12 protein-coding genes are annotated in these 11800 nt (G+C 54.2%); 2 read left to right on the top strand and 10 right to left on the bottom strand.

From position 1 onward, the window contains the following. Positions 1–82: 82 nt before the first annotated feature. From RG807_RS04050 to traF, 3 genes are all read right to left on the bottom strand, one after another. The gene (locus tag RG807_RS04050) at positions 83–829 is read right to left on the bottom strand and encodes a pteridine reductase (RefSeq protein ID WP_309043740.1); all 747 of its coding nucleotides are present in this window, start codon (positions 827–829) and stop codon (positions 83–85) included. Positions 830–838: 9 nt separating this feature from the next. Further along, positions 839–1960 carry a tRNA nucleotidyltransferase/poly(A) polymerase-related protein gene (locus tag RG807_RS04045; RefSeq protein ID WP_309043739.1) on the bottom strand — a complete coding sequence of 374 codons (1122 nt, stop codon included), beginning with the start codon at positions 1958–1960 and terminating at the stop codon, positions 839–841. 118 nt (positions 1961–2078) lie between these two features. Beyond that, positions 2079–3332, bottom strand: coding sequence for a conjugal transfer protein TraF (gene traF, locus RG807_RS04040; protein ID WP_309043738.1), 1254 nt, complete (start codon positions 3330–3332; stop codon positions 2079–2081). Positions 3333–3591: 259 nt separating this feature from the next. Between traF and RG807_RS04035 the strand changes: the two genes are divergently transcribed. Further along, a complete protein-coding gene (locus RG807_RS04035) occupies positions 3592–4140 on the top strand; it encodes an LPP20 family lipoprotein (RefSeq protein WP_309043737.1) in 549 nt (182 codons plus the stop codon). A gap of 97 nt (positions 4141–4237) precedes the next feature. Continuing rightward, positions 4238–5446, top strand: coding sequence for a flagellar assembly protein T N-terminal domain-containing protein (locus RG807_RS04030; protein WP_309043736.1), 1209 nt, complete (start codon positions 4238–4240; stop codon positions 5444–5446). A 23-nt stretch (positions 5447–5469) separates the two neighbouring features. Here RG807_RS04030 and RG807_RS04025 read toward each other — a convergent pair whose 3' ends face one another. Genes RG807_RS04025 through sufB form a run of 7 tightly spaced genes read right to left on the bottom strand, consistent with a single transcriptional unit; the run spans position 5470 to position 11720 of the window. After that, complete coding sequence (locus RG807_RS04025) at positions 5470–5931, bottom strand: SufE family protein (protein ID WP_309043735.1); 462 nt, start codon at positions 5929–5931, stop codon at positions 5470–5472. Further along, complete coding sequence (gene sufT / locus RG807_RS04020; RefSeq protein ID WP_309043734.1) at positions 5932–6474, bottom strand: putative Fe-S cluster assembly protein SufT; 543 nt, start codon at positions 6472–6474, stop codon at positions 5932–5934. 39 nt (positions 6475–6513) lie between these two features. After that, positions 6514–6867, bottom strand: a complete 354-nt coding sequence (locus RG807_RS04015; RefSeq protein WP_309043733.1) for a HesB/IscA family protein — start codon at positions 6865–6867, stop codon at positions 6514–6516. A 13-nt stretch (positions 6868–6880) separates the two neighbouring features. Further along, the gene (locus RG807_RS04010) at positions 6881–8134 is read right to left on the bottom strand and encodes an aminotransferase class V-fold PLP-dependent enzyme (RefSeq protein ID WP_309043732.1); all 1254 of its coding nucleotides are present in this window, start codon (positions 8132–8134) and stop codon (positions 6881–6883) included. Between the two features lie 5 nt (positions 8135–8139). Continuing rightward, a complete protein-coding gene (gene sufD / locus RG807_RS04005) occupies positions 8140–9429 on the bottom strand; it encodes a Fe-S cluster assembly protein SufD (protein WP_309043731.1) in 1290 nt (429 codons plus the stop codon). Positions 9430–9441: 12 nt separating this feature from the next. Then, positions 9442–10230: a Fe-S cluster assembly ATPase SufC gene (gene sufC / locus RG807_RS04000; RefSeq protein ID WP_309043730.1), complete on the bottom strand. Its 789-nt coding sequence runs from the start codon at positions 10228–10230 to the stop codon at positions 9442–9444. A gap of 41 nt (positions 10231–10271) precedes the next feature. Continuing rightward, complete coding sequence (sufB, locus tag RG807_RS03995) at positions 10272–11720, bottom strand: Fe-S cluster assembly protein SufB (protein ID WP_309043729.1); 1449 nt, start codon at positions 11718–11720, stop codon at positions 10272–10274. Positions 11721–11800 lie beyond the last annotated feature (80 nt).

Genomic DNA, 11800 nt, shown 5'->3' with positions numbered 1-11800 from the left:
GCCTTGCTCACACAGAGTATAAAGTTGCGCGCATTGTAGCCGGAAAGGACGAGCGGGCAAAAGCGTAGGCCCAAACCTCGGCCTACATGTTGAGGCTGCGACCTCCGTCGACGGAAATGATTTGCCCGGTGATAAACGGCGCTTCCGCCAGCAGAAACACGATGGTGCGGGCGATATCGTCTGGTGTGCCGGTTTGATTCAGGGGCGTTTTTGCCAGTATTAGACTTTGGTAGTCCGCATCAGCGGCCGCGTCGCCCTCGGGCCAGAGAATGGCACCGGGAGACACGCCATTCACCCGCACCTCTGGAGCCAGATCTTTGGCCCAGGCGCGGGTGAGCGCCGCGAGCCCTGCTTTGCTGGCGCAATAGAGAGGGTGGTCTGCCAGCGGCTTTTCACTGTAGATATCAATGAGATTTACGACACTGCCTGAGCTAGCTTGCAAAGCCGGAAGACACGCCTGCAGCAAAAAAAATGGCGCCCTCAGATTGGTGTGCATGATGCTGTCCCAATCGTCTTCCGTGGCTTCAGGCGTCGGGTTTGGGTAAAACACCGATGCGTTGTTAACCAGTGCATCCAGCCGCCCCCACTGAACCGTGGCTTCGGTACCCAAGTGCCTGGTGCCGGAGGTGTTGCTCAAGTCCGCCTGCAGTGCCACGGCAGAGTTTAGCCGCTGCTGATTCATTGATTCAGCAAGGCCGAGGGCCTGATCTTCGCGGCTACGATAATGGATGACGATGTTCCAGCCCCGCTCATGCAGCATTTGCGCAGTGCGGGCGCCAAGGCGGTGGGCCGAACCGGTAATCAGGGCAACAGGCGCATGTTCAGGCATGGTGGTTCCTCAGGATAGTGAGCTGCATAGTGCCTGGCTTATACGCGCCAAGCGTTCGCGCCGGATTGCATCACCCAGCTCTTTGCCTGAAAAGCCTTGCTCCATCAGCATTTTCGGGTCAATGCCTGATGCAGCCTTTGCTGCGTTATTCAGTGTTTCCAGTTGTAATTGGTTCACGGTGCCAAGAGTGCATTCAAGCACATTGATCAGTCCCGCAAACCGTTCCGGTCGCCGCCACAAGTCGGCCTTTTCCAGAAGTTGCAGCAAAGTGCCTGCATCTGGCTGCAGCGGGTCGAGCTGATGGAGTGCGGGGATGAAAATCATCGTCAGCCGGGCAAGCTGTTGGCAATCGTTGGGTGCTTTCAGTGCCTTGGCTCTTGCTGCCCCCATGGGTTCATCAAGTGCGCAAAATAGTGAAGCAAAACGCTCTGCGGTTGAACCCTTGCGGGCGTGAATCCGCTGCAGCGCATCAATCGCCGCGCCAAAGTGCGCCTCAGGTGAAAGTTCTGGAATCAACACGCCGAGCGCGCCGCAGTCTCTCAACACCTGAAAAAACGTCCCGGGGGCATTTTCGTGCAGAGCCCGCTGAATCTCCTGCCATACCCGCTCAGGCACCAAATGTCCCACTTCGCCCTCGGCAACCATAGAACGCATCAGCTCCATGGTTTCTGCGCTAACACGAAAACCCAGGGGCTGAAAACGCGCCGCAAATCGCGCGGTTCGCAAAATTCGGAGGGGGTCTTCTTTAAAGGCCAGTGAAACGTGTCGCAGCTCTCTTGCCTCAAGGTCTTTGCGGCCATTAAACGGGTCGCTCAACTCGCCCTGTTCGGAGCGCGCCATGGCGTTGATGGTGAGGTCCCTGCGCAGCAGGTCTTCTTTCAGCGTTACATCCGGGGCACTGTAAACCGAGAAGCCATGATAGCCATGCCCCTGCTTGCGCTCTGTACGGGCGAGGGCATATTCCTCATGAGTTTTCGGGTGCAGGAATACGGGGAAGTCTGATCCTACCTGGGTAAAGCCGAGGGCGAGCATTTGTTCCGGGGTTGCACCGACAACCACCCAGTCCCGATCTTTAACTTTCAGGCCCAGTAGTTCATCGCGAACAGCGCCGCCAACCAGATAGGTTTGCATGGAAGATTCGGTTCCTTTCCGAGGAGTATCCGGGAATTATCCGTTTCCCGGGCGTGTCAGGCAAACCCGTATATTCTGGTGGGCTCGCCTGACACGGGAGGAGATGTTCACAAAATAATCAGAATGCGGTGCCAAGCTCCAGAGATGCACCGATATCCGCATCGCTAAAGAGTGCGCCCAGATCAAAGCGAACGCCTAACAGGTTAACTCCCAGGCCAGCAGTGAACTGGGTTTCTTCGGCAATGCCATCGTTGTCATCGTTACTTGCAAGGTTGTAACGAACACCAGCGCGAAGCTGGGCGTAACGGAATGCGTCAAACTCTGCGCCCAAGGCGAGCCACTGGGTGTCATCTTCGAAGCCGAAGGCTTCTTTTTTGGTGAGGTCCAACTCTGCGGTAACAACGTGGTAGTTGCTCGTGTGGGCGATGCCGACGGTTGCCATGGGGTTGAGTTTTAATGTTCTCACGCGCTCGCCAAGCTGTGGGCGACTCGCAGCAGAGTCGAGCTTCATGGGTATAAGGTTTTTAACAACGATACCGGCGTTCCATTCTTTCTCTTCACCAAACGCATAGGCCGCACCTATATCGAGGTTAAAGCCGCTCTTTTCGGTTTGGGAGTCATCACTGTCGAAATCGTTGTCGTCAAAGCCGGAAATGGTTTCTGTGTATTGAAAAGTTTGTAATCGAACAAACTTGGGGGAAATGCCCAGTTGGACGCTGTCACCATTGCTCAGCTCCAATGAGTGGGCAAAGCTCACGCCTGCCTCCAACACTGCTGAGGCTAAAATTTTACCGCGGGAATTCAAATCGTCGGTAGCGCCTGGAATCAGTATGCCACCTTCGATGGATGCAAGGATTGCGTCGTCGCCTTCGTCGTATTCACCCCTGACCGTCGCAGTCAGGTTACCGTTGCTGAACACGCCCATAGAAATCTTCTTTCCGGGTACGGCGACAGCAAGGCCGAGGCCGAGGTTGGCGCGGACAGTGTCTTTATCGAAAGCGGCAAGTTGTTTGCGCAACTCACCCGCCTGCTGTTGAGCTTCGGCTGAATTGTTTGATTCGATGGCACTCTCAAGCCGATCAATTGAATCCTGAATATCATCAACCTGATCAATTGTTTCTTCTTCGTCCGCAACACGTGCGTTGACAGATGGCAGCGTGAGGCCAAAATCATCAGCCCAGTCGTGCTGGTCTGCAGCCATCATTGCAGGGTTTGCAGAGGTGGCCGAGGCTGGGTGAGCAATAGCTACGCCAGTGCCACCCATGGCAAAGGAACGTGAAGACATGAACGACTGCGGACTGGCGAGCGCGGAGGAGGTTGCAACGGACAAGCCCACGGCAATGAACAGTCTGGACAGACGATATTGATGCATTTCGGTACCTTTGGGATAAGTATGTGTTTATGAACAATGAGATTACTGAAAGGTTAGAGCAATATGCGTACGGGAACACGGCATAACCGGTAACGGTTTGTTTTTGATCTGTAAACGGAGGCAGTTATTTGCCGGTTTAGCGGGCTGTTTTGTGGCTTTAGTAAAGAAATTTAATTTTATCAGCGTGTTAGGAAAGGTGGCGTGATTTTTTCATGGTTATCGGAAACGGCAAGTTGAAACGAATTCTGGAGACGAAATAATGGCCATCCGCTGGATAATTGTTCCTCTTATGGCTGTCATGCTGGCGGCCTGTGCGCCAGTTGGTGGGCACCGGGACAGCGATAAAGGCAAAATACAAACTGAACCCAAACTTGAGCCTATTACAGTTCGAGTCAGTGGTTTTGGTACCTATGAAGACGCAAGTAAGGATCGGCTGAATACCCGCAAGCGCTTGATGGCGCGCCGTGCATCCCAGGTGGACGCGTACAGAAACCTTGCAGAGCGGGTGTATGGCACGGTTGTGTATGGCAGCTCTACCGTGAACGACTTTGTGCTTCGAAACGACAGTTTCCGAACATACGTGGACAGCTATATTCGCGGTGCAAAGATGGTTGCTGTTAACGAACACAGCGACGGAGTGGTTGAGACCGTAATGGAGCTAAAACTGGAGCCACGTTTCAGGGCTTGTGTATCTAAAGTAGATGCCGATCAGGTACAGGATCTTTGCCCTATACCTATGCCCAGTTACAACGACAGCGTGGGTGATGTTCAGAGCAAAAATGTAGACTCCCTGTACTATCTCGACTGATACCGCTGGCCCCCTACCGGGTTGTGCCTATGACGGGCCTATGGCTCTTGAAGCGTGAGAAAATTGGAAAAGCGGGTATGAAGCGATGCGTGGGTTTATGAGGCAGTTTGTTCGGTTATCACTTTGGTGTGTTGTACTGCCACTGATGCTGGCTGCCAACGCTCAGGCTGTTGTTCTGGAAGGTGTGGGCCATGCCAGCATCCATAATGAGGATCTTGCGACAGCACGCGCGGAAGCCCGCAATGCGGCCATGCGTGATTTGGCCCTTCAGTACGAAGCACAAGTGAGTACGAGAGATACCATGGAAAACGGTGTTCTTACCGAATCCAGCATTCGCTTGGCTTCCAGCGCGAGGGCGCGGAATGTAAAAGTGATTGATGAGCATCGCATCGGCAACCTCATGCGTGTGACTGTGCGGGGAGAAATTTCTGCCGGGCAAGCCAGCTGTGGTGGCGGAGACGCTGGGCGTTTGAGAAAACGAGTGGCGGTGGCCGGGTTCCCGCTTCTACACCCTGAGCAGGCCCGTGTGGGGCGTATTGATGACGCTGGTGAGGTTCTGCCGCAGTTTTTGCAGCAAGGCTTGCGGGAAACTGGGAACTTGCAGGTGTTATCTGCCTCTACCTCTCGTTTGTTCCCCGATTTGCTGAATGCGCCCACACTGCAGCAGGGGAGCAACCGCCTTACCAATGTGATCCAGGTGGCCCGTGAAATGGGCGCCCAGTTTGTTGTGACAGGTGTTATCCGGGATCTTGGCGTTGCAGACCCTACAGCTTGGGGCACTTCGGTTCTGGACAAATTTCAGAGAGGTATTGGTGTCGCGGATATGCGTCGGCGTTTCGCGGTGGATCTTGTTGTTCTCGATGGCTTCAGTGGCTCGCCTGTCTATCAGCAACGCTTTGAAACGGCTGCAGTCTGGACTACCAACGTGGGTAGTTCTACCGGATTTGGCTCTGAAGGATTTCGTAAATCCCAGTATGGGAAGGCAGTGGCTGGTGTTCTGAACGATATGACTCAGGCCGTAACTGAAGCTTTGGCATGTCAGCCGTTTATGACCCGGATCACCCGGGTAGAAGGCCAACTGGTGACTCTGGCTTCAGGCGCAACCGCTGGTTTACGGCCTGGCGATGAGCTGCATCTGTATCGCAGTGCTCAGTATTTTGATTCGTTGGGAGGGACGCCGGAATTGAGTGACAGCCAGATGACGGTCACCCTGAACAATGTTCATCCGGACTTCAGTAATGGCAAAATGCCCAGCATAGGTGGGCAGGTGAACATTCAGCGAGACGATATTGCCATAATCTGGTAACTCGCCCTAAGTCTGTGAACTGGTCACTCAGTTGCTTGTGCCGCAGCAATATCGCGGATCTTCCCGATCATGGAGCGCAAACCATTGCCGCGGGTCGGGGAGATGTGGCGGAACAGGTCCAGTTGCTCAAACAGCTCGTCTATATCGGTGGCCAGCAAGTCTCTTGGGGTTTTCCCGTTCAATGCAATCAGAATCATGGCAGCAAGGCCGCGCACGATCATTGCGTCGGAATCTATCAGGAGATAGAGCTTGCCACTGGCTTCGTGGAAGTGGGAAACCACCCATACCTGGCTCTGACAGCCGTGAACGTAGTTTTTTTCAATCCGGGCATCGTCCGGAAAAGCCGGTAGCTGTTTGCCCAGATCAATAATAAACGCGTAGCGCTCTTCCCAGTCGTCCAGAAACTCAAAACCGTCGAGTACGTCTTCCAGAGTCGGGTTTTTTCCGAGCGGGTTGTCCAGAAAATCCTGTTCTGTCGCTGGCATTTACAACATTCCCAGTTCGAGTTTGGCTTCGTCAGTAAGCATATCGTTGTTCCAGGGCGGGTCAAAGGTAAGCTCTACGGTTACCTTGTCCACGTTGGGTACGTGCTCTACTTTTACCTTCACATCTTCAGTAATGACGGGCCCCATACCGCAGCCTGCAGCGGTGAGAGTCATCAGGATATAAACGTGATTGCCTTCGGGCGTGCCGTTTTCGATCCGACATTCGTAAATCAGGCCCAGATCCACCACGTTAACCGGAATTTCCGGGTCGTAGCAGTTGCGTATGGCTTCCCATACCTGGTTTTCGTTGATGGATCCGTCTGCCGGCGTGTCAAAACTGCTTTCCAGTGGCTTTTTACCCAGAGCGTCGGCGTTGTGGCCTTCGATGCGAGCGAGGTTGCCATTGACCGCAACGGTAAAGGTACCGCCCAACGACTGCGTGATGGTTACAAAGCTATCTGCCGGAATCATGACTTCTGTTCCGGTGGGAACAAGGCGGGCTTCCACCTCGCGTTTGGTCAGGACGACTTCACGTTCTTGCATGCCTGGTTAAACCTCGTTTGGCGCGGAGAGGGGGCGGAATCAGCTTATGGTAAAGCTCTCACCACACCCGCATTCGGCGGTGGCGTTTGGATTGCGGAACTGGAACATGGAGTTTACGCCTTCGGTAACGAAGTCGATCTCGATGCCATTCACCAGGGAAAGGTGTTCCTCTTTCACAAACACATCAACCCCGTCAATGTGGAATATTCTGTCGTCGGATGAGGCTTCGTCCACCCACTGGGTTTCGTACTTGAAGCCGGAACATCCGCTTTTTCTGATCGCCAACCGAATACCTTTGGCGCTCGATGCTTTGTCGAGTTGCTTGCGTACGTGCTTGACGGCACTTGGCGTCATGGTGACGCCTACGGTCGGTGTGAAGACTTCTGCTGTCATGGTGTCTCCTCCATCAGGCAAACAGGCGCTGGACTTTCTGTAAGGCGGCAAACAATTGTTCCACCTCATCCAGTGTATTGTAGAACGCAAAGGAGGCCCGTGCTGTACCGGGAACTCCGTAGAAATCCATCAGCGGCATTGCACAGTGGTGGCCAGTACGAATGGCGATGCCTTGCTGATCCAATAAGGTTCCTATATCACTGGGGTGCAAGCCCTCGATTTTAAAGGACATTACGGGAACTTTTTGCTTTGCAGTGCCGATAATGCTCATGCCTGGAACGGTTTCAACCAATTGGTTGGCGCGCGCCATCAAAGCATTCTCTGCCGCTTCCATTGCTGGCCTGTCGAGCCCGTTAAGGTAGTCGATTGCAGCACCCAAGCCTACAGCTTCTGCGATTGCGGGCGTACCTGCTTCAAATTTGTAGGGCAGAACGTTCCAAGTGGTGCGTTCAAACGATACCCGCTCAATCATCTCGCCGCCGCCCTGATAGGGAGGCATGTCTTCCAGCAGCGCGGCTTTGCCATAAAGCACGCCAATGCCGGTTGGGCCGAACAGCTTGTGAGATGAAAACACGTAAAAGTCACAGTCCAGTGCCTGCACATCCGGCTGGAAGTGGGGAACTGCCTGGGCGCCATCCAACAGGGTAATCACACCACGAGCCTTCGCCTTGCCCACCAATTCGTTTACCGGATTGATTGTGCCCAGAACGTTGGAAACGTGAGTGATGGCTAGTATACGGGTGCGGTCGTTCAACAAACGATCAAAGGATTCAAGATCCAGTTCGCCCGCAGGCGTAACCTGAATCGGCACCACTTTTGCGCCAGTGCGTTCGGCAACCATCTGCCAGGGCACAATGTTGGCGTGGTGCTCCATGTGGCTCACCAGAATTTCGTCGCCGGCTTTGAGCTTGGGTGCCAGGCCGTTCGCCACCAGGTTGATGGCTTCTGTTGTGCCTTTTGTCCAGATGATTTCCCGGGTACTGCCTGCATTCAAAAAGCTGCGAATGGTTTCCCGGGCACCTTCAAATGCTGCAGTGGCACGGTCGCCAAGGGTGTGGGCACCCCGGTGTACGTTTGAGTGCATTTCCCGGTAATAACGGTCCATGGCATCCAGAACGGCGAGCGGCTTTTGTGCCGACGCACCGTTATCCAGATACACCAGTGGCTTCCCGTTCACCTGTTGCGACAGTATGGGGAAGTCCCGGCGTATGGCTTGTACATCAAACGCCGTCTGGGTGGCTGTGTTTGCCATGGACAGGTCATTCATACCGGTCAGACCTCCTGGAATGCTTGATCAAAAAACTGGTTGAGGCGGATTTGCACCGTATCTTTCACGGCATCCACTGGAATCTGGGCAACCAGTTCGTTGATGAACGCCATGGTCAACAGTACGTTGGCTTCACGGATGCCGATGCCCCGTGATACCAGATAAAACAGCGATTCTTTGTCCAGTTGACCGATGGTGGCGCCGTGGGCGCATTTCACGTCATCGGCGTAGATTTCCAGCTCGGGCTTGGTATCGATCTCTGCACCGGTAGAAAGCAGCAGGTTCTTGTTGCTCATATTCGCGTTGGACTTCTGGGCATCCGGGTGAATATGAATTCTGCCGTTGAACACCGCGTGAGATTTATCCGCTGCAATGTTGCGGTAGGTTTCTTCACTGTCGCAATTGGGTGCTACGTGCTCAATGGTGGTGTGGTTGTCGTAGTGCTGTGTGCCTTGGGTTACAACAACGCCATTGAGTTTGCACTCGGCGCCTTTGCCTTCCAGTCGAACCCGCAGATCGTGGCGCCTTAGAGGGCCACCAAAGCCTACGCAGTGGCTCTCGAAGCGGGAGCTACGTTGCTGGGTTACGCCAGTGGCGCCGATGTGTTGTACGTTCTCGCCGCCCATGCTCAGGCGAATGTTGGTAACATTTGCGCCCTCCGCAAGGGTGAACTCGGTTACGGAGTTCACGAATACTGCTTCCTGGCCGCTGGAAATAAACTCTTCCACCAGTGTGATCTGGCTGTTACGGCCTGCCTCAACAAATATGCGTGGGAAGGCAGATCCGCTGGCGTCGGCGGTCACTTCATGAATGATGAACAGTGGCTGATCAAGAACTGCGTCTGGCTTCAGGCGAATGACGAGGCCGTCTTCAAAACGCGCAGTGTTCAACCCTGCAAATTGCACCGCTTTTGCGTCCAGGGTGCTGTCCAGGCGCTCTGCCAGCTCGCTGGCTTCAGCGTCTGACAGATCACTGAACCGCTGAATAAGAATATCGTTCAGATCCGGGTACTCGCTGGCTTCTGGCACCATTACGCCATTGATAAAAGCCACCTTGTAGCCGGGCACAGCAAGAGCACTGCCGGTTTTGCCCGCAGTGGGCAGTGAGGTAGCCATCTCGTCAGTCAGCTTCAGATACTTGCTGGAGTATTTCCAGTTCTCGGTTTTCCGCGTTGGCATGGGCATGTCTACCAATGCGGCGCCGCGTTGTTTGCGCAGAGCAAGCAGTGGTGCGGGTAGTGCCTGGCCAGCCGGCTGTAGAAACGCGCTGGAAAGAAGACTTGGTGCTGGTTTCATTCCGCGGTCTCCTTAGTTGGCTGAGTTGGAGAGGGCTGAACTGGCTGCAGTTTCATCGTCCTTGATGCCAAGCCATGCGTAACCACGCTCTTCCAGCTCCAGGGCCAATTCACGGCCGCCAGACTTCACAATCTTGCCTTCGGCCAGAACGTGAACGAAATCAGGAACAATGTGGTCAAGCAGGCGCTGATAGTGAGTGACCATCAAAATGGCCCGGTCTTCGGCACGCAGAGCGTTAACGCCGTCAGAAACAACCTTGAGTGCGTCGATGTCCAGGCCGGAGTCGGTTTCATCCAGGATGGCCAGCTTTGGTTGCAGCATCAGGGCTTGCATGATTTCGTTACGCTTCTTTTCGCCACCGGAGAAACCTTCGTTTACACCGCGCTTGAGAAAAGCAGGGTCCAGATCCACTTGCTTGGAAATTTCCCGAGCCAACTTCATGAATTCAGCGGCGTTCATTTCTGATTCGCCCCTGTGGTGGCGCATGGCGTTTACCGATGTGCGCATGAACTGCAAGTTGCTAACGCCCGGAATCTCTACCGGGTACTGAAACGCCAGGAACACGCCATCCCGTGCCCGCTCTTCGGTCGCTTTCTCAAGCAGGTCTTCACCGTGCATGGTGACGCTGCCAGAGGTAACTTCAAATGCGTCGTTGCCTGCAAGCACTTGGGCCAGCGTACTTTTGCCCGAACCGTTCGGGCCCATAATCGCATGTACTTCCCCGGCTTTGATCTCCAGGTTTATACCTTTGAGGATTTCTTTGCCCTCAACGGAGGCGTGCAGGTTTTTGATGCTCAGCATTTGTGGCTTCTCTCTTTAATCTGAAAATCTGTGTATGTAGTTTAACCAACAGAACCTTCAAGGCTGACTTCAAGAAGCTTGCCGGCTTCAACCGCAAACTCCATGGGAAGTTCCTTGAAAACGTCCTTGCAGAAACCGTTCACAATCATGGACACGGCCCGCTCCATATCAATCCCGCGCTGGCGGCAAAGGAACATCTGCTCGTCGCTCACTTTCGAGGTGGTGGCCTCGTGCTCAACGATGGCGGACTTGTTCAGGCTCTCAATGTACGGGAAGGTATGTGCGCCGCACTGGTCACCGATCAGCAGCGAATCACACTCGGTAAAGTTGCGAGCGCCATCGGCGCGGGGGCCGAACTTGACCAGACCGCGATATACGTTGGAGCTTTTACCAGCCGAAATACCTTTGGAGATGATGGTGCTGGTGGTGTTTTTGCCCAGGTGAATCATCTTGGTGCCAGTATCGGCCTGCTGGTAGTTGTGGGTAAGCGCTACTGAGTAGAACTCACCAACGCTGCCTTCACCGCGCAGGATACAGCTGGGGTACTTCCAGGTAATGGCCGAGCCGGTTTCCACCTGAGTCCAGGAAACCTTGGAGTTCTTGCCGATACAGGCTGCGCGCTTGGTAACAAAGTTGTAGATGCCGCCCTTGCCGTTCTCATCGCCCGGGTACCAGTTCTGTACCGTGGAGTATTTGATCTCTGCATCGTCCAGAGCGATCAGTTCAACCACCGCTGCGTGCAGCTGGTTCTCGTCGCGCATCGGGGCGGTACAGCCTTCCAGATAGCTCACGTAACTGCCTTCGTCGGCAATAATCAGCGTGCGCTCGAACTGCCCGGTGTTTGCCGCGTTGATGCGGAAGTATGTGGACAGTTCCATGGGGCAACGAACGCCCTTGGGAACGTATACAAAGGTTCCGTCCGAGAAGACTGCTGCGTTTAGGCCGGCAAAGAAGTTGTCTGTATGGGGAACAACAGTGCCGAGGTATTTTTGCACCAGTTCAGGGTAATCGCGCACGGCTTCTGAAATAGAGCAGAAGATAACGCCTGCTTTTGCCAGTGGCTCTTTGAACGTGGTAGCCACTGAAACGGAATCGAATACTGCGTCAACGGCTACGCCGGCGAGCTTTGCGTGTTCGTGCAGCGGGATTCCCAGTTTTTCATAGGTTTTAAGCAGCTCGGGATCTACATCGTCGAGGCTCTGTGGCATGTCTTCTTTGCGCTTCGGGGCCGAGTAATAGGAGATCGAGTTGTAATCGACTCGCTCATAGCCCAGGTGAGCCCAATCGGGTTCTTCCATTTCAAGCCAGCGACGATAAGCCTTGAGGCGCCATTCCAGCATGAACTGTGGCTCTTTCTTGATTTCAGAAAGGCGGGTGATAACGTCTTCATTCAAACCGGGCTCGAAGGTATCTACTTCGATATCTGTTACGAAACCGTGTTCGTATTCCCGTTTGATCAGTTCGTTCACCTCTTTGTTGGCGGTCGTCATGATCGTCGCTCCGTATTCTCTCTCGCGGGCTCTGAGGCCCTTTGATTTGCCGGCAACCAAAACTGGTTTGCGGGGCCTGA

The organism is Marinobacter sediminicola (assembly GCF_031157525.1).
Taxonomy (GTDB): domain Bacteria; phylum Pseudomonadota; class Gammaproteobacteria; order Pseudomonadales; family Oleiphilaceae; genus Marinobacter; species Marinobacter sediminicola.
The sequence above is the reverse complement of the archived record's forward strand: the minus strand, read 5'-3'. Positions and strand labels throughout refer to the sequence as shown.